The organism is Dehalobacter sp. TeCB1 (assembly GCF_001707455.1).
Classification (GTDB): domain Bacteria; phylum Bacillota; class Desulfitobacteriia; order Desulfitobacteriales; family Syntrophobotulaceae; genus Dehalobacter; species Dehalobacter restrictus.
The window spans coordinates 22,410-42,868 of record NZ_MCHF01000012.1 but is presented as its reverse complement, the minus strand read 5'-3'; the positions used below and the strand labels follow the sequence as shown (position 1 = coordinate 42,868).

21 protein-coding genes, 3 tRNA genes and 1 other annotated feature are annotated in these 20,459 nt (G+C 45.5%); of the genes, 5 read left to right on the top strand and 19 right to left on the bottom strand.

Going from position 1 to position 20,459, the window contains the following annotated elements; genetic code table 11:
- Window positions 1-19: 19 nt before the first annotated feature.
- The 12 genes from rpsG to rpmG form a co-directional block, all read right to left on the bottom strand.
- Entirely contained in the window at window positions 20-490 is a 471-nt protein-coding gene (gene rpsG / locus A7D23_RS03500) for a 30S ribosomal protein S7 (RefSeq protein ID WP_015043946.1), read from the bottom strand.
- Window positions 491-574: 84 nt separating this feature from the next.
- Complete coding sequence (gene rpsL / locus A7D23_RS03495; RefSeq protein WP_015043947.1) at window positions 575-994, bottom strand: 30S ribosomal protein S12; 420 nt, start codon at window positions 992-994, stop codon at window positions 575-577.
- A gap of 80 nt (window positions 995-1,074) precedes the next feature.
- A complete protein-coding gene (locus A7D23_RS03490; protein WP_015043948.1) occupies window positions 1,075-1,326 on the bottom strand; it encodes a ribosomal L7Ae/L30e/S12e/Gadd45 family protein in 252 nt (83 codons plus the stop codon).
- 83 nt (window positions 1,327-1,409) lie between these two features.
- Entirely contained in the window at window positions 1,410-4,862 is a 3,453-nt protein-coding gene (gene rpoC / locus A7D23_RS03485) for a DNA-directed RNA polymerase subunit beta' (protein WP_068883197.1), read from the bottom strand.
- Window positions 4,863-4,911: 49 nt separating this feature from the next.
- Window positions 4,912-8,352, bottom strand: coding sequence for a DNA-directed RNA polymerase subunit beta (rpoB, locus tag A7D23_RS03480; RefSeq protein WP_015043950.1), 3,441 nt, complete (start codon window positions 8,350-8,352; stop codon window positions 4,912-4,914).
- A gap of 554 nt (window positions 8,353-8,906) precedes the next feature.
- Entirely contained in the window at window positions 8,907-9,284 is a 378-nt protein-coding gene (gene rplL, locus A7D23_RS03475) for a 50S ribosomal protein L7/L12 (protein WP_019225206.1), read from the bottom strand.
- Between the two features lie 169 nt (window positions 9,285-9,453).
- Window positions 9,454-9,978 (bottom strand): 50S ribosomal protein L10, encoded by a 525-nt coding sequence (gene rplJ, locus A7D23_RS03470; RefSeq protein WP_068883195.1) that lies wholly within the window; start codon window positions 9,976-9,978, stop codon window positions 9,454-9,456.
- 54 nt (window positions 9,979-10,032) lie between these two features.
- Window positions 10,033-10,177: a sequence feature (ribosomal protein L10 leader region), on the bottom strand.
- A gap of 41 nt (window positions 10,178-10,218) precedes the next feature.
- Window positions 10,219-10,911 (bottom strand): 50S ribosomal protein L1, encoded by a 693-nt coding sequence (rplA, locus tag A7D23_RS03465; protein ID WP_015043953.1) that lies wholly within the window; start codon window positions 10,909-10,911, stop codon window positions 10,219-10,221.
- A 57-nt stretch (window positions 10,912-10,968) separates the two neighbouring features.
- The gene (gene rplK / locus A7D23_RS03460) at window positions 10,969-11,391 is read right to left on the bottom strand and encodes a 50S ribosomal protein L11 (RefSeq protein ID WP_068883193.1); all 423 of its coding nucleotides are present in this window, start codon (window positions 11,389-11,391) and stop codon (window positions 10,969-10,971) included.
- Window positions 11,392-11,421: 30 nt separating this feature from the next.
- Window positions 11,422-11,949 carry a transcription termination/antitermination protein NusG gene (gene nusG, locus A7D23_RS03455; RefSeq protein WP_019225204.1) on the bottom strand — a complete coding sequence of 176 codons (528 nt, stop codon included), beginning with the start codon at window positions 11,947-11,949 and terminating at the stop codon, window positions 11,422-11,424.
- Window positions 11,950-11,997: 48 nt separating this feature from the next.
- On the bottom strand, window positions 11,998-12,249 hold the full coding sequence (gene secE, locus A7D23_RS03450) for a preprotein translocase subunit SecE (RefSeq protein ID WP_015043956.1): 252 nt from the start codon (window positions 12,247-12,249) through the stop codon (window positions 11,998-12,000).
- 38 nt (window positions 12,250-12,287) lie between these two features.
- Complete coding sequence (rpmG, locus tag A7D23_RS03445; protein WP_015043957.1) at window positions 12,288-12,437, bottom strand: 50S ribosomal protein L33; 150 nt, start codon at window positions 12,435-12,437, stop codon at window positions 12,288-12,290.
- Window positions 12,438-12,670: 233 nt separating this feature from the next.
- Here rpmG and A7D23_RS03440 point away from each other — a divergent pair, with 233 nt between their 5' ends.
- Complete coding sequence (locus A7D23_RS03440; RefSeq protein WP_019225203.1) at window positions 12,671-13,486, top strand: amidohydrolase family protein; 816 nt, start codon at window positions 12,671-12,673, stop codon at window positions 13,484-13,486.
- A gap of 40 nt (window positions 13,487-13,526) precedes the next feature.
- Here A7D23_RS03440 and A7D23_RS03435 read toward each other — a convergent pair whose 3' ends face one another.
- Window positions 13,527-14,612 (bottom strand): aromatic acid exporter family protein, encoded by a 1,086-nt coding sequence (locus A7D23_RS03435; protein WP_019225202.1) that lies wholly within the window; start codon window positions 14,610-14,612, stop codon window positions 13,527-13,529.
- A 132-nt stretch (window positions 14,613-14,744) separates the two neighbouring features.
- On the opposite strand from A7D23_RS03435, the gene A7D23_RS03430 reads away from it, so the two are divergent.
- The 4 genes from A7D23_RS03430 (at window position 14,745) to A7D23_RS03415 (ending at window position 17,844) form a co-directional block, all read left to right on the top strand.
- Window positions 14,745-16,025 (top strand): LysM peptidoglycan-binding domain-containing protein, encoded by a 1,281-nt coding sequence (locus A7D23_RS03430; RefSeq protein WP_019225201.1) that lies wholly within the window; start codon window positions 14,745-14,747, stop codon window positions 16,023-16,025.
- 88 nt (window positions 16,026-16,113) lie between these two features.
- Window positions 16,114-16,341, top strand: a complete 228-nt coding sequence (tlp, locus tag A7D23_RS03425) for a small acid-soluble spore protein Tlp (RefSeq protein ID WP_019225200.1) — start codon at window positions 16,114-16,116, stop codon at window positions 16,339-16,341.
- A gap of 181 nt (window positions 16,342-16,522) precedes the next feature.
- Complete coding sequence (locus A7D23_RS03420; protein WP_025205206.1) at window positions 16,523-17,386, top strand: response regulator; 864 nt, start codon at window positions 16,523-16,525, stop codon at window positions 17,384-17,386.
- Window positions 17,377-17,844 (top strand): chemotaxis protein CheX, encoded by a 468-nt coding sequence (locus A7D23_RS03415; RefSeq protein WP_015043963.1) that lies wholly within the window; start codon window positions 17,377-17,379, stop codon window positions 17,842-17,844. The genes A7D23_RS03420 and A7D23_RS03415 overlap by 10 nt, the downstream gene beginning before the upstream one ends.
- Before the next feature lie 107 nt (window positions 17,845-17,951).
- On the opposite strand, the gene A7D23_RS03410 is transcribed toward A7D23_RS03415, so the two are convergent.
- From A7D23_RS03410 to A7D23_RS03385, 6 genes are all read right to left on the bottom strand, one after another.
- Window positions 17,952-18,026 (bottom strand) — tRNA-Met (locus tag A7D23_RS03410).
- A 41-nt stretch (window positions 18,027-18,067) separates the two neighbouring features.
- Window positions 18,068-18,151, bottom strand: a tRNA-Tyr gene (locus tag A7D23_RS03405).
- An 8-nt stretch (window positions 18,152-18,159) separates the two neighbouring features.
- Window positions 18,160-18,235 (bottom strand) — tRNA-Thr (locus A7D23_RS03400).
- 118 nt (window positions 18,236-18,353) lie between these two features.
- Window positions 18,354-19,007 (bottom strand): RNA polymerase sporulation sigma factor SigH, encoded by a 654-nt coding sequence (gene sigH, locus A7D23_RS03395; protein ID WP_025205203.1) that lies wholly within the window; start codon window positions 19,005-19,007, stop codon window positions 18,354-18,356.
- Window positions 19,008-19,132: 125 nt separating this feature from the next.
- Window positions 19,133-19,870, bottom strand: a complete 738-nt coding sequence (gene rlmB, locus A7D23_RS03390; protein ID WP_019225197.1) for a 23S rRNA (guanosine(2251)-2'-O)-methyltransferase RlmB — start codon at window positions 19,868-19,870, stop codon at window positions 19,133-19,135.
- Between the two features lie 67 nt (window positions 19,871-19,937).
- Window positions 19,938-20,426 carry a dihydrofolate reductase gene (locus A7D23_RS03385; protein WP_019225196.1) on the bottom strand — a complete coding sequence of 163 codons (489 nt, stop codon included), beginning with the start codon at window positions 20,424-20,426 and terminating at the stop codon, window positions 19,938-19,940.
- Window positions 20,427-20,459: the final 33 nt, after the last annotated feature.

The window sequence follows — 20,459 nt, the reverse complement described above, 5'->3', positions numbered from 1 at the left end:
CCCAAGCTAATCATTGTGATTACCAGCGATAATGGGCAAAAGCCTTGTTTGCTTCGGCCATTTTATGGGTATCTTCTTTTTTCTTATAAGAACCGCCAGTATTGTTGGCAGCATCCATTAGCTCTCCGGCCAGTTTTTCCTGCATGGTTTTTTCTCCCCTTTTACGGGCATACTCAACCAGCCAGCGCAGGCCTAGGGTCAGACGACGGTCCACACGTACTTCAATCGGCACCTGATAGTTGGCACCACCAACTCTGCGTGCTTTGACCTCTAATACAGGCATAACATTTTTTAATGCTGTCTCAAATACTTCGATCGGATCTTTACCGGTCTTATCTTGAATAATCTGAAAGGCATTATAGCAATTCGATTCAGCAACACCTTTTTTGCCGTCAAGCATAATCTGGTTAATAAATTTTGTGACGGTCTTATTCTTATAGATTGGATCCGGCAGGATCTCTCTTTTCGCAATATAACCTTTTCTGGGCAACTGTATTCCTCCTTTCTAAAAACACTGCAATAAAATTAGAGTGCAGCCAAAATATAACATATTTTAGGCTACGATACTTATACATTATTTTTTCTTAGGTCTCTTGGCTCCATACTTGGAACGAGCCTGACTACGGTTTTGAACACCGGTTGTATCCAATGCCCCACGAACGATATGATAACGTACGCCCGGAAGATCCTTAACACGGCCTCCACGAACCAGAACTACGGAGTGTTCCTGAAGGTTATGGCCGATTCCAGGAATATACGTGGTTATTTCAATGCCATTGGTCAGGCGGACACGGGCTACCTTTCTCAGAGCAGAATTCGGTTTTTTAGGTGTTGTGGTATACACTCTCGTACATACCCCTCTCTTTTGCGGAGAACCACCCGAAGGAAAATCCTTGCGTTTCAGTGAATTATGTCCCCATTGCAGAGCAGGAGCGGTCGATTTTGCAATAACCTTTTCTCTCCCTTTGCGGATAAGCTGATGAATTGTCGGCATAACTGCACCTCCTTCCTGTAATAATTATTCTACAAAAATCAGATGGTTTTTGGCAACCAAGAAAGCTGTTTATAGGAACCCTAGTCATTCAGAATGGCTGCGACTGCAGCACCCACTTTAATACCACAGGCTTTACCCAATTCAGTCATCGTAGGAACTTCCTTGATTTCAATTTGTCTGACAGCACACATCTCCAGGATCGGGCGAAGAAGCTTTTGATCTGCATCCTTGGCAAGATAAATACTGCCGACTTCGCCTTTCTCCAGCGCCCGGCTGGTTTGTTTAAAACCAACCACAACTCTTTGCGTTTTTTTTATAGATTCATCAAGCATTTAAAATGCTCTCCTCCCCTATTCTAAAATCAGACTATACTATTTTAGCAGTAGCCTATTTCCATGTCAAGAACACAATTGCTCTAGACTTCAGTCCTCGACTGAAGGACCCCGCTGTCTGTGACCTTCAGGGTGCGGTATTTGGACATCCCGGTACCGGCAGGGATTAGTTTTCCGATGATGACATTCTCTTTCAGGCCAATCAACGGATCGACTTTTCCTTTAATAGCAGCTTCCGTGAGTACTCTGGTTGTCTCCTGGAAGGATGCTGCCGAGAGGAAGGAATCGGTAGCGAGAGAAGCCTTGGTAATTCCGAGCAGAACCGGACGGCATTCAGCAGGTTCTCCGCCTTCCTGCAAGACTTTCGCGTTTTCCTCCTCAAACTCGAAGATATCGATCAGTCCGCCGGGTAGAAGGCTGGTGTCTCCGGCTTCTTCTATCTTAACTTTTCTGAGCATCTGCCGAACCATCACCTCGATATGCTTGTCATTGATATCAACGCCCTGCAGACGGTATACCCGCTGAACTTCTCCGAGCAGATAGACCTGTACACCGATTATTCCCTTGATCTTCAGCGTATCATGAGGATTAATGCTGCCTTCGGTCAATTCGTCACCAGGGGAAATGACCTGGCCATTCTTGACTTTGAGGCGGGAACCAAACGGTATGGTATAGATTCCTTGTTCCCCGGTTTCGCTCGTGACTTCCACTTCTCTGCGGCCTTTGACTTCTCTGATCGTAATTGTGCCACTGATTTCGGAGATAATCGCCTGGCCTTTGGGCTTGCGTGCTTCAAACAGTTCCTCTACCCTCGGCAGACCCTGAGTAATGTCGTCTCCAGCAACACCACCGGTGTGGAAAGTACGCATCGTAAGCTGGGTTCCAGGTTCACCGATAGATTGGGCAGCGATAATGCCGACTGCTTCGCCGATTTCAACCTGACGTCCGGTGGCAAGGTTTCTGCCGTAGCATTTCTTGCAAACGCCGTAACGGGTCTTACAGTTCAGCACGGACCTTATCTCAACTTTATCATATACATCAGCAATCGCTTTAGCTTGTTCTTCACTGATTTCGTAATCGGGAGAAGCTAGCAGTTCGCCTGTTTCAGGATGACGGATCTCTCTTACCAGGAAGCGTCCTACCAGACGTTCTTCCAGTTTTTCGATCATTTCACTGCCTTCCTTGATGTCTTCGACCATAATGCCTTTATCGGAGCCGCAATCATCCTCCCGGACAATGACGTCCTGGGATACATCGACGAGTCTGCGGGTCAGATACCCGGAGTCGGCAGTTCTGAGTGCGGTGTCAGCCAAACCTTTACGCGCACCGTGCGAAGAGATAAAGTACTCCAACACAGTCAGGCCTTCACGGAAGTTGGCTTTAATAGGCAGTTCAATCGTTCGGCCTGACGGGTCTGCCATCAGTCCGCGCATCCCTGCCAGCTGACGCAGCTGCTGAATATTACCACGCGCTCCGGAATTGGCCATCATATAAACCGGATTAAACTTATCCAGTGATTCCATCAAAGCTTTCGTTACGGAATCATTGGCTTTAGTCCAGATTTCGATAACAAGGATCTTGCGCTCTTCATCGGTAATGAGACCGCGTCGGTACTGCTGTTCGGTCTTAGCAACAGCAATATCCGCCTCGGCCAGAATCGTTCTCTTGACTTCGGGAACCTGGATATCGTCAATACCGACCGTGACTCCGGCTCGTGTCGAAAACTTAAAGCCTAGATTTTTTATTCCGTCCAGCAATAAGGCTGTCTTCTCGTAACCGCAAAAACGGTAAGTCTTGGCAACAATTTTATCTAAAGACTTCTTAGTGACCATTTCGTTTATATAACCGGCTTCTTCAGGAATAACGGTATTGAAAATGAGTCTTCCTGTCGTTGTCTCCAGAAGTTTTCCATCCTTGCGCACCTTGATCAAGGCTTGAAGATGGACAGCTTTGGAATTGTACGCCAGAACCGCTTCATCCAGATCCTTGAAGATCTTGCCTTCACCAAGGGCTCCAGGTCTTTCCATTGTCAGATAGTAGCAGCCCAGAACCATATCTTTGGTTGGTGAAGCTACCGGGCGTCCGTCTTTCGGGTTCAGGATATTGTGCGCAGACAGCATCAGCAGCCGAGCTTCAGACTGAGCCTCAGCGGAAAGCGGCACGTGAACCGCCATCTGGTCCCCATCGAAGTCGGCATTGTAAGCCGTACAAACGAGCGGGTGAATCTGCAGAGCCTTACCTTCGACAAGGATAGGCTCAAAAGCCTGAATTCCAAGTCTGTGCAGCGTTGGGGCACGGTTCAGGAGCACTGGATGCTCAGCAATGACTTTTTCCAGGACATCCCATACTTCCGGTCTTACCCTTTCCACCATTCTCTTGGCGCTTTTAATATTATGAGCATAACCCTCATTAACTAAGTTTTTCATCACGAAAGGCTTAAACAGCTCAATCGCCATCTCTTTCGGCAACCCGCACTGGGAAAGCTTCAGTGTCGGCCCTACAACGATAACAGAACGACCGGAATAGTCAACACGTTTTCCTAAAAGGTTCTGACGGAATCTTCCCTGCTTACCTTTCAGCATATCACTCAACGATTTTAGCGGCCTGTTGCCGGGTCCGGTAACAGGCCGTCCGCGACGGCCATTGTCAATCAGTGCGTCAACAGCTTCTTGAAGCATTCTTTTTTCGTTCCGGACAATAATATCCGGAGCGCCAAGGTCAAGAAGCTTTTTCAGCCTGTTATTTCTATTAATAACCCTGCGGTACAGATCATTCAGGTCGGAGGTTGCAAACCTTCCGCCGTCCAGCTGAACCATCGGCCGCAGTTCTGGTGGAATAACCGGGATCGCATCAAGAACCATCCATTCCGGACTGTTTCCGGACTGTTTAAATGCTTCGACAACTTCCAGACGTCTGATCGCCCTGATTTTTCGCTGACCGGACACTTCCTTAAGCTCGGTGCGAAGTTCTTCGTTCAGTTTATCTAGATCAATCTCGGCCAATAACGCCTTGATGGCCTCAGCACCCATCTCTGCCTTGAAGCCACTGCCGTATTTTTCCCTGGCCTCCCTGTATTCTGTCTCGGTAAGAAGCTGTTTTTTCATCAGGGAGGTATCCTTTGGATCAACAACGATATACGCGACAAAATATAGAACTTTTTCCAGGGAACGTGGTGACATGTCCAGCAGAAGCCCCATTCTGCTCGGAATCCCTTTGAAGTACCAGATATGGGAAACCGGCGCAGCCAGCTCAATATGTCCCATTCTCTCGCGGCGGACTTTAGACCTCGTTACTTCAACACCGCATCGGTCACAAATAATGCCTTTATAACGGACTCTCTTATATTTACCGCAGTGGCACTCCCAGTCACGGGTAGGGCCAAATATTTTTTCACAGAAAAGGCCTTCTCTTTCGGGCTTTAAGGTGCGGTAATTAATGGTTTCAGGTTTTTTTACTTCCCCATAGGACCATTTGCGGATCATCTCCGGAGAAGCCAACCCGATACGCATCCTCTCAAAATTATTCACATCAAGCACGGTATTCTCTCCTTTCGCCCATCAAGCTTTCTCGATCTAAACGCACACTTTACTTGTAATCCGGATCAAAATCATCATCCATGTTGTCGCTGAAATCATTGTCCAGATCATTAACAAGATCATTACCAAGGTCAGACTCGGGAACACTCAGGACAGGGAAATCTTCAGTTTTGTCATTCAAATCGCCATCCAAATCTTCATCAAGAGTCTCATCTTCATTATCATAGCCAATGCCGCTTTCGTCATTGGCATCAATCACGGAATACTGATCATCCATTCCCAGTTCATGGGCAACTTCTGTGACATCATCATCCAGATCCTTAATTTCAATTTCCTGATCTTCTTCCGAAAGTACGGAAACATCAAGTCCAAGGCTCTGCAATTCCTTGATGAGTACCTTAAACGATTCTGGCACACCCGGCTCAGGAATATTCTCACCTTTGACAATTGCTTCGTAGGTCTTGACCCTACCTACCACATCATCGGACTTAACGGTAAGTATCTCCTGCAGCGTAAACGATGCGCCATAAGCTTCAAGTGCCCAAACTTCCATCTCACCGAAGCGCTGACCACCGAACTGCGCTTTCCCGCCGAGCGGCTGCTGGGTGACCAGCGAGTACGGCCCTGTAGAACGGGCATGGATCTTGTCATCAACAAGATGGTGAAGTTTCAGCATATACATGTAGCCAACAGTAACTTCATTATCAAAAGGCTCACCGGTACGGCCGTCATAAAGAACGGATTTTCCATGTCCGGGAAGTCCGGCCTTTCTCAAGGTATCAAAGACATCATCTTCTCTGGCTCCGTCAAAAACCGGTGTGGCAATATACATGCCCAGTGCTTTCGCCGCCCAACCAAGATGGGTTTCCAGAACCTGTCCGATATTCATACGAGATGGAACACCGAGCGGATTCAGAACGATTTCAATCGGCGTGCCGTCCGGCATGAAAGGCATATCCTCCTGGCGCATAATTCTGGAAATAACCCCTTTGTTTCCGTGTCTTCCAGCCATTTTATCGCCGACGGATATCTTACGTTTCTGGGCAATATAGACTCTTACAAGCTGGTTGACCCCAGGGGCCAGTTCATCGCCGTTCTCACGCTTAAATACTTTAACATCAACAACTTTTCCGGCCTCGCCATGCGGAACACGTAAAGAAGTATCCCTGACTTCTCTGGCTTTCTCACCAAAGATTGCTCTTAGCAGGCGCTCTTCAGCCGTAAGCTCCGTTTCCCCTTTCGGAGTAACCTTGCCCACTAAGATATCTCCAGGGCGCACTTCGGCACCGATCCGGATAATACCACGTTCGTCAAGATCTTTCAAAACATCTTCTCCGACGTTTGGAATATCTCTGGTAATCTCTTCAGGCCCAAGTTTGGTATCCCGGGCATCTGCTTCGTATTCCTCAATATGAATGGACGTAAAATAATCTTCTTTCACCAGCTTCTCGCTGATCAGAATAGCATCCTCATAGTTGTATCCTTCCCAGGGCATAAACGCTACCAGAACGTTTCGCCCGAGGGCAAGTTCTCCGTTATCTGTTGACGGGCCGTCGGCAATTACCTGACCAGCATCGATTCTCTGGCCTTTGACAACAATCGGTTTCTGATTGATACAGGTTCCCTGGTTGCTGCGCGTGTATTTCAAAAGTCTATTCCGGGTTGTTGTACCGTCATTGTTTTGAATGATGATCTCATCGGAAGTAACCCGTAAAGCAGTTCCTTCTTTTGGAGAAACCAGACAAACACCGGAATCAACAGCAGCCTTATACTCCATGCCGGTGCCAATATACGGCGCATCTGTTCTGAGTAGAGGCACAGCTTGACGCTGCATGTTGGAACCCATCAGAGCACGGTTAGCATCGTCATGCTCGAGGAATGGAATCAAGGCGGTCGCAATCGATACCATCTGCTTCGGCGAAACGTCCATATACTGAATGTTTACCGGCGGAACCAGGACGAAATCTTCGCCGTGGCGCGCTTCGATCTTTTCGCTTAAAAACTCCCCATTTTCACCAACAGCGGCATTGGCCTGGGCAATAATATATTTTTCCTCTTCATCAGCTGTTAAGTAATGGATCTCATCCGTCACTTTGCCATTTTCTACTTTGCGGTAAGGTGCCTCAATAAAGCCATACTCATTAATGCGTCCATATGTGCTGAGTGAACCAATCAAGCCAATGTTCGGACCCTCAGGCGTTTCAATCGGGCACATCCGGCCATAGTGGGAATGATGCACGTCGCGCACTTCAAATCCGGCTCTCTCTCTGCTTAAACCACCAGGTCCCAGCGCGCTGAGACGGCGTTTATGTGTAAGCTCGGCCAGCGGATTGGTCTGGTCCATAAACTGTGATAACTGGCTGCTTCCAAAAAACTCTTTAATTGCGGCCACGACTGGACGTATATTGATCAGCACCTGAGGTGTAATCCCCTCAATGTCCTGAATCGTCATTCTCTCTCTTACCACTCTCTCCATACGGGAGAGACCGATTCTGAACTGATTCTGAAGAAGCTCGCCAACCGAACGCAAACGTCTGTTGCCAAGGTGATCAATATCATCAATATGTCCTTCACCATTAATTATTTTAAGCATCCGAGAAATCGATGCGATGATGTCCTCAGATGTTAAATGCCGTATGTTCTTGGGAATATCCAGACCCAGTTTGTTGTTCAGCTTATAACGGCCTACTTTTGCCAGGTCATATCTTCTGGGATCAAAGAACAAGGATTCCAGAAGACTGCGGGCACTCTCCACCGTAGGCGGTTCTCCAGGACGAAGACGTTTATAAATCTCAACCAGCGCTTCTTCCGTTGATTCCGTATTGTCTCTTTCCAGCGTAATTTTAACGTTCTCATTGTCATCGAACGCTTCGAGGATCCGGCCATTGGTTGAATAGCCAAGGGCTCTGACCAGTACAGTAGCCGGTAGTTTACGGGTTCTGTCAACCCGGACAAAAATATTATCATTAATATCTGTCTCAAATTCCAGCCAGGCACCACGGTTCGGAATAATTGTTGCGCCGTAAAGCTTTTTACCGCTGGTGTCGATTGTTTCAGAATAATAAACACCGGGCGATCTTACCAACTGACTGACAATAACACGTTCCGCACCATTAATAATGAAGGTGCCTTTATCGGTCATCAGGGGAAAGTCCCCCATGAACACTTCCTGCTCCTTAACCTCTCCTGTTTCCTTATTAATAAGGCGTACTTTGACTCTGAGAGGCGCTGCAAACGTAACGTCACGTTCTTTGCATTCCTCGACCTCATATTTTGGATCGCCGAGGCTGTAGTCTATGAATTCCAAAACCAGATTTCCGGTAAAATCCTGAATCGGGGAAATGTCGCGAAACATTTCGCGAAGCCCTTCCTTCAGAAACCACTCGTAGGAATTCTGTTGAATTTCGATTAAGTTGGGCATATCCAGAACTTCCCGAAGCCTCGCATAACTTGCCCGTTCTCTTGTTCCAACTTTGATAGGATTCACCATGCCGTTTCACCCTTCCAGTGTTTTTTCCTGATCGTTCCAACAGAAAACTAGATAATCAAGAAATAATTATAATTGTTTGCGAATACCTTAATACAAATATCCATTACTATCCAAACACCAAAAAGTAAAGAGCAGATAGGCATAAACAACCAAAAGCAAGGCTTTTTGGGAAAAAACCTCGCTTCAATGCTTATGGAGCTGCCTCACATGAGATGCAATACATCCACACTATTATCTCCCAACTTTATTGGTTTGTCTTAGCTTAAGATCACAGTGACAGTTATTAATCCTAACAAGTATACCGATATTTGTCAAGTATATTTTATTTACTAATCATCATTCCTGCAACATTTTTCTGGCATTATAGGTTAAATATCTATTATTATATATTAAATTCCAAAAAGTTAAAGGCATTTAGATATTTTTTGCCTGTTTCTACATTCCATTAGTCTGGTTCAGAACACATTTGGCATCCATGAGCACCCGGCGTCAAATAAAAACTGAACCGGCTTAAGCATGGCCGGTTCAGTCTGCGGTACACTTTTCGTTTCAGATTATTTTACGTCTACGCCGGCACCAGCTTCAACAAGTTTAGCTTTGATGGCTTCAGCTTCTTCTTTGGCAATTTTTTCTTTGACAGGTTTCGGTGCACCGTCAACAAGATCTTTAGCTTCTTTTAAACCCAGACCAGTGATTTCACGGACAACTTTGATGACGTTGATCTTTGCAGCGCCGGCGCTGGTCAGGATAACATCAAATTCTGTTTGCTCTTCAGCAACAGGAGCAGCAGCACCAGCTGCCGGGGCAGCCATAACAGCTGCGGGAGCAGCAGCGCTTACACCAAACTCTTCTTCGAAAGCTTTAACGAGCTCAGCAAGCTCAAGAACGGTCATACCTTTTACGGCTTCTAAAATTTCAGCAGTTTTGGACATTAGAATATCCTCCTTAAAATAATTCACATATTTTTCATTTTTGTTTTGACCAGTCATTAGATCTGTTAACATCCGGTACCCGGTACCGTCCAAACCTTCGTGTCAGATGTTGGATAGTCCCAGAGTCTGCGCATGCATCGGGCCTCGGGCATCGAATCCCGTGCCTCGACTATGCCTGGGCTTCTTTAAGTTTACGAACTTCTTCCAAAGCATAACCAAATTTGCGGATAGGCCCTTGCAGAACATTGACCATTCCTTGAAGCGGGCCTTGCATTCCAGCAAGTACTTGGGAAAGAAGAACTTCTCTGGACGGAAGATTTGCGAGATCTTTTACTTTTTCAGCGTTAATGACCTTGCCGTCAAGAACCCCGGCCTTAATGGTCAGGCTCTTGTTTTTCTTGCTGAATTCACTGAGAATCTTCGCAGGAGCAACAGGATCTGCAGAAAAGGCTAAAGCAGTGGGACCTTCCAGAAATTCATCCAAACCGGTAATCCCGATTTCATCTGCAGCCCGGCGAACCATTGTATTTTTCAATACGCGGTATTCAATACCGGCCTGGCGCAGTTCCACTCTCAAATTGGTCACCTGCGATACCGTCAGACCTCTGTAGTCTGCCAGAATCACTCCGTTTGCACCTTCAAACTTCTGTTTGATATCTTCAACAACTTTTTGCTTCTCTTCAAAATTTGGCATACACACACCTCCTTCCGAACGCATACTGTCGTATGCGTTTCGTTGCCATCCATGGCTGTCAATAAACAAGCCTCTGCTGGGCGCAGAGGCAAGATTATTAATGTCTTTCATGTCTTCAAAAGACGATCTTGTCTCCACCTCGGCAGGATATTAAGCTTAATAAAGCGCCTGCTTTCTACAGCGGAAAATGTTATTAATTTTTTTCAGTCTAGTCGGTATATCTCAGCCCTTAAAAAGTCTTTAGACAATTTTCAAAGGATTGATTTTCACTCCTGGTCCCATGGTGGAAGATACCGTTACGCTACGGACATACTGTCCTTTGGCAGCTGCAGGTTTTGCTTTTGTGACAACTTCGGCAATGGTTTTGTAGTTGTCCATCAGCTTATCCTGATCAAAAGAAACCTTGCCGATCGGTACATGGATAATACCGGCTTTATCAGCCCTGTATTCCACTTTACCGGCTTTAATTTCTTTAACTGCTCTTTCGACATCAAACGATACAGTTCCGGTCTTCGGGTTCGGCATGAGGCCCTTAGGTCCCAAAAGCTTACCCAGCTTACCGACAGTACCCATCATATCCGGTGTCGCTACAGCAACGTCAAAACCAAACCAGCCTTGTTGAATTTTCTCAACCATTTCTTCAGCTCCGACAAAATCAGCGCCGGCAGCTTCGGCTTCCTTGGCTTTGTCTCCCTTGGCAAAAACAAGTACACTTAAAGTTTTGCCTGTTCCATGTGGAAGAACAACCGCTCCGCGGATCTGCTGATCAGCATGGCGGGTATCGATTCCTAATTTGAAAGCAACTTCAACTGTCTCATCAAATTTTGCTTTGGCATTGGTTTTTACAACACCAATTGCTTCGGCCGGCTCAAACACAGCCTGATTATCAAATGCTTTTAAAGCATCAAGGTATTTCTTACCTCTTTTTGGCATCTTTCTTTAACCTCCTTGTGGTCTTCGGGCCAAACCCTCCCACATTGTTCAACGGAATCAATCAATATCGATTCCCATACTGCGCGCAGTACCTTCGACCATACGCATTGCAGCTTCAATGCTTGCTGCATTTAAGTCTTTCATCTTTTGTTCAGCAATTTCCCTAACCTGATCTTTGGTCACTTTCGCAACCTTTTGCTTGTTCGGAACAGCGGAACCAGACGGAATGTTGGCTGCCTTCTTAAGCAATACGGATGCCGGCGGAGTCTTCAGAACAAAAGTAAAGGAACGGTCTTCATAAATCGTAATCTCTGCAGGAATGATCAGTCCAGCCTGATCCTTCGTTCTTTCATTGTATTCTTTGCAGAAGCCCATGATATTAACACCGTGCTGACCCAAAGCAGGACCAACCGGAGGTGCCGGATTTGCCTTACCTGCGGTGATTGCCAATTTTACCAGCCCAATAACTTTCTTTGCCATAATTACACCTCCTTGCTGTGGAATATCTATTTAGTCAAGCTTTTCCACTTGCCCAAACTCGAGTTCGACCGGCGTCTCTCTCCCAAACATGGAAACCGAGACCCTGACTTTTTGCTTTTCTTCGAGGACCTCTTTCACAACACCAATAAAGTCTTTGAACGGACCGGAAATGACCCGGACAGACTGCCCGACAACAACGTCAATCTTGGTGCGGATTTTCTCGAGTCCCATTTGGCGTAAAATAACAGCGACCTCTGGATCCAGAAGCGGAATCGGTTTGCTGCCGCTTCCTACAAACCCGGTCACCCCAGGTGTATTGCGGACCACATACCAAGAGTCGTCAGTCATGTCCATCTCCACTAAAACGTAACCTGGAAACACCTTGCGTTTGGAGATTTTTTTCTTGCCGTTCTTTATTTCGATCTCGTCTTCCATAGGAACTAAAACGCGAAAAATTTTATCCTCCATATTCATGGATTCCACGCGTTTTTCCAGATTTGTTTTCACCTTGTTCTCATATCCGGAATAAGTGTGAATAACATACCAGTTCTTCGTCATTAACCGAAAGCCTCCTAAGAAAGATTCATCCAATTGTCAAATGAATTGTTAAATACCAAGCAAGTTGGTCATTGCGTAAGTCAAGCCACTGTCTACAATCCAAATCAACAAAGCAACAATTGCCACAGAAACAAGCACGACACCGGTATACGTCAGCAACGTCTGACGAGTCGGCCAATGTACTTTTTTCAGCTCAAGCCCAACCTCACGAAAAAAAGCAAACCGTTTTCCGGGGTTCTTAAACCTATTAAGAAAGCCGCCTTTTGCACCTGTGGTATCTGCTTTCTTTGCCACTGCCATATTTTCACATCCTTAACGGAATATTCTTCCGGTTCGTACTATTTTGTTTCCTTATGAACAGTATGAGCTTTGCAAGTTCTGCAATATTTTTTGATCTCTATACGATCTGGGTCATTTTTCTTATTCTTATTGGACTGATAATTTCTGTTTTTGCACTCAGTACAAGCCAATGTAATTGCAACACGCATTCGGAACACCCCCCCGGCAATGGCATTAAACTGCATATTTTACAAGTCGCACAGAATAATTTAACACAATAATAAAGTCTTTGTCAAGGAAGATTCCTTTGTATGCCGCAAATAAACTGTGAAATTCTCTTGCCAAAATAGGCAGAACGAATTAGGATTGTATTATTGTCGATATTTATTCATTATATCATAACTGTGCTTAGAAAATAAAAAAAGAATTAGAGGTCTGTCTTATGTCCAATCCAGATTATCCAAACATTTTTGATGCCCATGCCCATATTTTTCCGCAAAAAGTAGCTCCCAGGGCAGTCAATTCCATCTTGTCCTTCTACGACGAACTTATTCAAGATATGGAGCCTGGAAAAGGAACCGCCTCCGATCTGATCGCTTCCGGCGCAGGCGTCGGGATCAACCGCTTTTTGATTTCCTCCACCGCTACGAGAACAGAACAAGTCGAGTCAATCAACGATTTCATTGCCGGTGTTTGCACCGATTCGCGGTTCGTCGGCTTCGGCACCATGCATCCTGAATTTCCTAATCCTCAACTGGAAATCGAGCGGGTACTTTCACTCGGTTTAAAAGGTTTAAAGCTTCACCCGGATTTTCAGGAATATAACATTGATAATCCATCTTTGTTTCCTATATACGAGGCAGCAGAAAGCAAATTGCCGATCCTTTTTCATGTCGGAGATACGCGCACGGATTACTCCAATCCGCACAGACTTGCCCACATTCTGAAAATATTTCCTAATTTGGTGGTGATTGCAGCCCATCTGGGTGGCTGGAGTATGTGGGATGATTTTGACCACAGCCTGTTCAAACGAAATGTCTACATCGATACGTCCAGTTCCCTGATGTTAACAGAAAAAGAAACAGCCGTTGAAATTATCCGCTCCCATGGTGTTGACAAAGTCCTGTTTGGCACGGATTACCCGATGTGGTCTCCCGAAGCCGAACTTGAGCGTTTCCTATCTCTTGGCCTGACGAAAGAGGAAAACCAGAAAATTCTCTGGGAAAACGGCAGAAAACTGTTTGGCCTGCAGCTGTAAACCCTACAATACTATCAAATCAAGCTGCATCTAGTCTTCTTCAGACACTCATTTCCATCTCCAGATTCAGCAGCCGGGAGGACTCCTTCGCAAACCAGCGAATGCTGTAGGTAACAACAGACAATTCAATCAGTGCATGATAGTAAAAGCTTGTCGAGGGTGTATTCTCCTGCCATTCATTCAAAATAGCGTGCAGTTTGCTCCAGACACGTAATTCGGGAAACTGAGCTGCCTCTTCTCCCTTGACCTTCTTCTGAAGCTGCAGATTGTAGCTTGTTGCACTGAACATCACATTGTGCAGCATTTCAAAAACATGTTCAAATTCAGCACTCACCGCCGGATCATTGGCTTCCTCCCGGCGGGTTTTTCGTTCTGCGGCAAGAAAAAGCAAGTCCTGTGATCTTTGCCAGAGGCCCCGGCTGTAATTTAAATATTCCTTATATAATGGTTTACGGGCCTTGGGATCTTTCTTGTTTTTACCGAACCACAAGACGTTCCACTCTTTGCGGTATAAATCATACAAATTCTCAGCTTCCTGAAACAAGCTGTTGAATTCCGCTTTATTTTTATGCATTTCTTCTTCGGAAGCCAGGTTCAGGTATAGATACCGGTTCACTGCATCGACAAACATCCGGACAGCAAAATTATTTAGTTCAATCAGTTTATCCTCAAGCACTTTTTGGTAACGCGGAGGTACGATCGTCAAATTGATCACATTGGCTGTCACCAGTCCGATAAGGATGGCCAGCGACCTTGAAACGGCATGGGACAAAAACTGCTCCTGTGGAGAAGCCAGGATAAAAATAGCTGAAATGACCGCCAGTACGATCTGGTTTGGCACTTTAATCACTGTCGTAAATATGATGATCAGAACGATCGTTGCAAGTGCCATACTCAGAAACTGCAGCGGTATGGCCAGTCCGATCGCCACAGCCACAATAATTGCAATGATGTTTACCATAATTTCTTCGAGCGCATTTCGAAAACTTCTTCCGAGTGATTGCTGCATACAAACCACTGCCGATGTCGCAGCAAACAAAGATGGCTCAATATCCAAAAGGATACAGATATAAACACTGACTGCCACAGCGAGACTTGTCTTTAACGTCCTGGCTCCGATATTCATTCCACAGCTCCTTAAGGTTTATTCCTTGTGTTTATTGTCTTATGATAACACAACCTGTCCCGAATAATAAACCCGCACCCAAACACTTCTTTTTTCTCTGAAGCATACAGTATGAAAAAGGAAGTGTGTTTCTTGAAAATTCATGTTGTAAGCTCAGGACAGAGCATCTATTCCATTGCCCGCAAATACGGGGTCTCACCCCAGAAAATAATTGCGGATAATGAACTGACCAATCCAAATCAGCTGGTTGTCGGGCAGACGCTGGTCATTCTGGAAAGTAGCGGGACACATACGGTTACCGCCGGTGAGTCGCTTTATCTGATTGCCCAAAAACACGGAGTAACGGTGAATGCTTTACTCGCCGCCAATCCACGGATAACAGATCCGAGCCGTATCTATGCCGGTCAGACTATTGCGATTCCGGCAGCAGCTGCCAGCTATGGAACGATAGAAGTGAACGGGTATGCCTTTCCGAATATTAACAGAGACATTCTCCGAAAAAGCCTTCGCCATCTTACATATCTTAGTATCTTCAGTTATCAGGTCAACGCGGACGGCACCCTGAATACGATTCCGGATGAACCGCTGATTCAGGCAGCAAGAGAAGCCCAGACAGCTCCACTAATGGTCATTACGAATATCCAGCAGGGCGGAAGCTTCAACAGTACGCTGGCCAGATCCATCCTGACGAACCAGACTGCTCAGAATACTTTAATCAGTCAGGTTATCAGAACGCTGAGAGAAAAAAACTATTACGGCCTCGATATTGATTTTGAATATATCTATCCATCCGACCGGGAAAACTATAACAACTTTCTCCGAAGGATCGTTAATACGCTCCGCCCTTTAGGCTATCCTGTGACGACAGCTCTCGCTCCTAAGCTGACTGCCGATCAAAAAGGTCTGCTATACGAAGCCCATGACTATCCTGTTCACGGGGCTCTGGCCAACCACGTCATCCTAATGACCTATGAATGGGGCTACACCTACAGCCCACCCAAAGCAGTCGCTCCTGTAAATGAAGTGCGCAAAGTATTGACCTATGCGGTGTCGGCTATTCCGAGACAGAAAATCTTTATGGGTATCCCCAATTATGGCTATGACTGGACCCTTCCATACGTTTCCGGTACTGCCGCCAGAACAGTCTCCAACAGCGGGGCGGTAGATCTGGCCAGAACTGAAAAGATAGCAATCCATTATGATTCAACAGCGCAGTCTCCGTATTTTACCTACTACGACGATGCCAGCAAAAAGCACGAAGTATGGTTTGAAGATGCCCGAAGCATCTATGCCAAACTGACCCTGGCCAAAGAATTTCGGATCGGGGGCATAAGCTACTGGACGATCGGAAGATATTTTCCCCAGAACTGGCTGGTTTTAAGATCTTTATACAATGTAAAGAAACTGCTTTAAAATTTTATGGTATAAGACTTGTTCACTCCTCAAACAATATACTTGCAACAAATTTTTTTAAGTGCAGACCAAAGGAGGAACAGTATTAATGAAACACAATCCGGATGACCGCAGGGATAATGCCGACAGAATCCAAAAAAATATTAATCACACGATCCAGAATATGGAGCTTGCTGATGAAATGATTGCGAAAACTGATGATCCTAAAAGTAAGAAAGATCTGAAAGAGAAGAACGAACGGAGGCGTGATGCGCTAAACGGAATGAGGGCGGAAATCCGGGACGAAGCCCTGGATAAAAAAAGAGAGTATGAATAGATCCAAAAAATAGCAGCCAGGCAACAGCCTGGCTTTGTTTTTGAATTAGACCGGTTAAATTTGTTCTATTTATTGATAACCCCATATCAATGATAGCAATCCCAAAAATTACTTGCTATAATTTAGAGTGCATATTGACTAGTACCTTAGTACTGGCATTGAATGGGGGTAATCCGAAAAAGTGAGTGCAATAAAAGTAATGGTCGTTGACGACTCTCTGTTTTCAAGAACACTCATTGTGGAAATACTTCGCGACAGCGGCTTGGAAGTCGTCGGGGAAGCCGATTCCTACGACAGCTTAATCGAAACATATGAACGGTGCAGACCCGATGTCGTAACGATGGATATTGTTATGCCGGATATGGACGGATTTGAGTGCAGCCGTGCCCTTTTTGTAAAAGACCCCAATGCAAAGATTATTCTTGTCAGCTCGATGAAAGATGAAGAATCGGAAGTTGAAGCGCGCCGCATCGGGATTTCCGGATACATTCAAAAACCTGTTGACAGCGACTACCTGGTCCAGATGATCAACAACGTTATGGCACCGGATATTCATTATGACCATCTGCTTGCCTATGGTCTGGAAACCTTTAAGGAATCTCTAACCCAGAATATTGCCCGGATGACCAAATCACCCGTTTCTTTTGCTTCATACGAAAATTTTGGAGACCATTACTTATCCCAGGGAATTACAGCTGTTATCGGGCTGATCGGCCGCCACTCCGGATCTATGATCTTAGATATGTCGATGGAGACAGCGGAAAGAATTGTTGAGATGCTCCTGAAACGCGCTCATAGAAACCGTGAAGAGGTATTGTCCATGGTTGCCGAATTGGCCAATATTATTGCCGGAGTTGCCTGCTCGATGCTGAATAAGTCCGATAAAACTTATAGTCTGAGCGTTTCTCCACCCAGTCTGTTTTACGGTACCGGGACCGAAATTATGAGTCCGAATCTTAAAATGGATGCCGTGACGGCAGGAACCAACTTCGGGAATATTTTCCTAGGTGTTGGTTTTAAGAAGGGGTCGAGTATATGGATGTAAGTATCATTAATCCTCTTCTGACTGCTTTTACAGAAGTTCTGCCGCAGCTCGGCTTCCAGTCGGTCGAACGGCGCAAGGTATCCAAAATAGAAGCGGCCTTTCAGTACAACGGTATTCTTCTGAATATCTCACTTTTCGGAACAGTGAAAGGCGCGATCCTATTCGGGATGGATATTGAAGCTGCCAAAAAGTTTGCCTCTAAAATGATGATGGGTATGCCGGTGGCTGAACTGGATGCTATGGCCAGAAGCGCAATTTCTGAAATGGGAAATATGGTCTGTGCTAATACGTGCACGCAGTTCACAAAAATTGGTATCACTGATCTGGATATCTCGCCTCCGACCCTTATGATCAGCGAGAACGGTGAGGCGACCCTACCCGTGCCAAAATCGATTGTCGTAAATTTCCTGATTGATGATATTGAACTGAGTGCCTATGTAAGTCTGATGAATAAATAAAGGAGGAACAAGAAAATGGGTTTTTGTGGTTTAAAAATTCAGTTTGTAGGAATCACTAGGATACAATACAAAAGCCTTAGACATTTGTCTAAGGCTTTAATTTTCTTTGGTTGCGGGGGCCGGATTTGAACCGACGACCTTCGGGTTATGAGCCCGACGAGCTACCACTGCTCCACCCCGCGATGTTAAATAAAGTTCCAGCTCGATATCTCCAATTATAGAATGGTGGGCAGGGATGGATTCGAACCACCGTACCTTTCGGAACAGATTTACAGTCTGCCGCCTTTAACCACTCGGCCACCTACCCATTTCAATTGGAGCCGACGATGGGACTCGAACCCGCAACCTGCTGATTACAAATCAGCTGCTCTACCAATTGAGCTACATCGGCATTGGACACCAACGTATTGTATCAAAGATTACGGCCACTTGTCAACAAAAAAAAGTGTTTTTTTTCTGGAATAATTTACAAAACAGAGTGTGTGATTCTATTCATATTGTATGGAATTTTAGGCCCCTCTGTGCTCCAGATACCTTTCCAACTTTCGCTTGACCCGCTGCAGTGCATTGTCAATGGATTTGACATGCCTGTCGAGATCAACGGCAATCTCCTGATAAGATTTGCCTTCAAGATAGGACATCAGCACTTCCCATTCGAGCGAACTTAAAATCTCGCCCATTTTTTCTTCAATATCGTCAAATTCTTCCCTGCTGATGATTAGTTCCTCGGGATCCGTGATCTTATTTCCAGAAATAACATCCAAGAGCGTCCTGTCGGAATCCTCATCGTAAATAGGTTTGTTCAGTGATACGTACGAATTGAGCGGAATATGCTTTTGTCTGGTAGCCGTCTTGATTGCTGTAATGATCTGCCGAGTTATGCATAACTCGGCAAATGCTCTGAAAGAGGAGAGCTTGTCCCCACGGAAGTCACGAATTGCTTTATACAGTCCAATCATGCCTTCTTGAATGATATCTTCCCTATCCGCGCCGATCAAGAAATACGATCTGGCTTTTGCCCTGACAAAATTCTTGTACTTATTGATTAAGTACTCCTGAGCTTCTGCGTCACCGATCTTTGCTAACTCAACTAGTTCCTCATCCGCTATGTATTCATTAGCCTCGAATTCTTCTGGAATCTCTGTCTGGATACTGTAAGTCAAGTCCATCCCTCCCGAAACCGATTCACGAAGGTAACGCTGAAGCCTCCATTATATGCTTATAACAAAACAATTATACCTGAAATGCACAAATAGCGTCAAGATGAAGATTGGCGGGATATGGCAGATTAAGTCTGATTTCTCTGTCTCCGGACCTCATACATGATAATGGATCCGGCTACGCTGGCATTCAAAGATGAAATTCTGCCATACATTGGCAAGGATATAATTTCATCGCAGGTTTCCCGGATCAGTCTCCCGAGTCCCTTATCCTCTCCGCCAATGACGACGACCCTTGGCCCTTTCAGTTCCGCCTGATAGATATCTTTGCCGCCTGCTTCCGCACCGGATACCCAGCAGCCCTCTTCTTTGAGATATTTAAGTGTCTGGACAAGGTTGCTTACTCTGGCCACAGGCACATATTCCACAGCTCCGGCCGACGTTCTGCCGACAGCTGGCGTGAGTGCGGCACTTCTTCTTTTGGGAATGATCACCCCATGAACACCCGCTGCATCGGCAGTTCGAAGAAGAGCCCCTAAATTATGCGGATCCTCGATCTCATCCAGAACAAGGATAAATGGATCTTCCCCTCTTTGCCTTGCTATCTCCAAAATATCGGATGGTTCTGCATATTCTTTGGCAGCAGCAAATGCCACCACTCCCTGATGCTTTTCTCCGGCAGTATATTTGTCCAGGACAGTATTCTCCACAAATTGGTACGGTATGCCGCGCGCTTTAAGTAGATGCAGTATGTCCGAATTTCTTCCCTGCCCCTTTTCATTTTTGATCAGCACTTTATTCACCGGATTCCCGGATTTGATCAGTTCGGTCACAGCGTTGCGCCCGCACACAATATTTTCTTCCAATGCCGGTTTCCCCTTCCGAAAGTTTATTGTAAGCATACTAACCTTTAAAATTTGTATATTACGACGTTCACTTTCTTATATATTTTACAACACTGTACTGAATGTCATTATAAGTTTGCAATTCACCTTCAGACTCGACTTTCCAGTTGTCATCTTCATCGACATTCCTAAGATGCTTATCCGCAGGGAATGTGTGCCTGATTTTTGTTACATACAGTTCATTCAGATAGGGCATGAGCAGCTGAAAAAGTGATTCTCCGCCAATCACACAGATATCGTCCGAAGGGTATTTTTTCAGCTCCTGAAGCAGGTCCTCCAGAGAATGACAGATAATAAATCTTTCATCCTGAAAATCCTTGTTTGTGCTCAGGATAATATTCGTTCTGCCCTTTAAGGGCTCTTTTCCCGGCAATGATTCATAGGTTCCTCTGCCCATGACCACGACCTTGCCAACAGTCATCTGCTTAAAAAACTTCATATCTTCCGGAATTTTCAGCAGCAGGTCTCCTTTATAGCCAATACCCCAGTTTTGATCTACCGAAACGATTGCTTTCATTCATTAGCCCCCTAAAAAATTTTCAGAACAACG

What these genes read in the sequence shown, in the direction of transcription:
- nusG (WP_019225204.1), bottom strand. Translation starts at nt 11,949, where the DNA reads ATGACGAAGAACTGGTATGTTATTCACACTTATTCCGGATATGAGAAC.
- secE (WP_015043956.1), bottom strand. Translation starts at nt 12,249, where the DNA reads ATGGCAGTGGCAAAGAAAGCAGATACCACAGGTGCAAAAGGCGGCTTT.
- A7D23_RS03435 (WP_019225202.1), bottom strand. Translation starts at nt 14,612, where the DNA reads ATGAATATCGGAGCCAGGACGTTAAAGACAAGTCTCGCTGTGGCAGTC.
- A7D23_RS03415 (WP_015043963.1), top strand. Translation starts at nt 17,377, where the DNA reads ATGGATGTAAGTATCATTAATCCTCTTCTGACTGCTTTTACAGAAGTT.
- rpsL (WP_015043947.1), bottom strand. Translation starts at nt 994, where the DNA reads ATGCCGACAATTCATCAGCTTATCCGCAAAGGGAGAGAAAAGGTTATT.
- tlp (WP_019225200.1), top strand. Translation starts at nt 16,114, where the DNA reads ATGAAACACAATCCGGATGACCGCAGGGATAATGCCGACAGAATCCAA.
- rpmG (WP_015043957.1), bottom strand. Translation starts at nt 12,437, where the DNA reads ATGCGTGTTGCAATTACATTGGCTTGTACTGAGTGCAAAAACAGAAAT.
- A7D23_RS03385 (WP_019225196.1), bottom strand. Translation starts at nt 20,426, where the DNA reads ATGAAAGCAATCGTTTCGGTAGATCAAAACTGGGGTATTGGCTATAAA.
- A7D23_RS03440 (WP_019225203.1), top strand. Translation starts at nt 12,671, where the DNA reads ATGTCCAATCCAGATTATCCAAACATTTTTGATGCCCATGCCCATATT.
- rplA (WP_015043953.1), bottom strand. Translation starts at nt 10,911, where the DNA reads ATGCCAAAAAGAGGTAAGAAATACCTTGATGCTTTAAAAGCATTTGAT.
- rplL (WP_019225206.1), bottom strand. Translation starts at nt 9,284, where the DNA reads ATGTCCAAAACTGCTGAAATTTTAGAAGCCGTAAAAGGTATGACCGTT.
- A7D23_RS03490 (WP_015043948.1), bottom strand. Translation starts at nt 1,326, where the DNA reads ATGCTTGATGAATCTATAAAAAAAACGCAAAGAGTTGTGGTTGGTTTT.
- rpoB (WP_015043950.1), bottom strand. Translation starts at nt 8,352, where the DNA reads ATGGTGAATCCTATCAAAGTTGGAACAAGAGAACGGGCAAGTTATGCG.
- rplK (WP_068883193.1), bottom strand. Translation starts at nt 11,391, where the DNA reads ATGGCAAAGAAAGTTATTGGGCTGGTAAAATTGGCAATCACCGCAGGT.
- rplJ (WP_068883195.1), bottom strand. Translation starts at nt 9,978, where the DNA reads ATGCCAAATTTTGAAGAGAAGCAAAAAGTTGTTGAAGATATCAAACAG.